We start from the raw sequence: 622 nt of genomic DNA on the forward strand, positions 1-622 counted from the left end.
CTTGGCGGAGAAGGAGGGATTTGAACCCTCGCACCAGTTACCCAGCCTACGCCCTTAGCAGGGGCGCCTCTTCAGCCGCTTGAGTACTTCTCCATAACTGAAAATACAGTGTATTATAAAATAAAAATGGCGGAGAAAGTGGGATTCGAACCCACGGTAGAGTCACCCCTACGCCGGTTTTCAAGACCGGTGCCTTAAACCAACTCGACCATCTCTCCGTGCTATAGTTATTCTAACATATTTATGGATAAAAATCAAATATATTCTTTAAAAAATTTTAAAAAATATTTTAATTCCTTTACAATAGTTAGTATATCCTTAATTTGAAAAATTATTAGTTATTTAAAATTAATTATTATAAAATATAAAAAGAAAAATAAAAAAGGTCTCGATTTCTCGAAACCTTGGCGGAGAAGGAGGGATTTGAACCCTCGCACCAGTTACCCAGCCTACGCCCTTAGCAGGGGCGCCTCTTCAGCCGCTTGAGTACTTCTCCATAACTGAAAAACAGTGTATTATAAAATAAAAATGGCGGAGAAAGTGGGATTCGAACCCACGGTAGAGTCACCCCTACGCCGGTTTTCAAGACCGGTGCCTTAAACCAACTCGACCATCTCTCCGT

Annotated in this window: 4 tRNA genes; all 4 read right to left on the minus strand. The window is 40.8% G+C overall.

What is annotated here, in order from left to right:
- Window positions 1-2: 2 nt before the first annotated feature.
- Window positions 3-93 (minus strand) — tRNA-Ser (locus tag CLCY_RS05465).
- A gap of 34 nt (window positions 94-127) precedes the next feature.
- Window positions 128-218: transfer RNA gene (locus tag CLCY_RS05470), tRNA-Ser, on the minus strand.
- A gap of 187 nt (window positions 219-405) precedes the next feature.
- Window positions 406-496: transfer RNA gene (locus tag CLCY_RS05475), tRNA-Ser, on the minus strand.
- A 33-nt stretch (window positions 497-529) separates the two neighbouring features.
- Window positions 530-620 (minus strand) — tRNA-Ser (locus CLCY_RS05480).
- Between the last annotated feature and the right edge of the window lie 2 nt (window positions 621-622).

Origin of the sequence: Clostridium cylindrosporum DSM 605 (genome assembly GCF_001047375.1) — a bacterium.
In the GTDB taxonomy this organism is placed as follows: Bacteria; Bacillota; Clostridia; order Clostridiales; family Caloramatoraceae; genus Clostridium_AB; species Clostridium_AB cylindrosporum.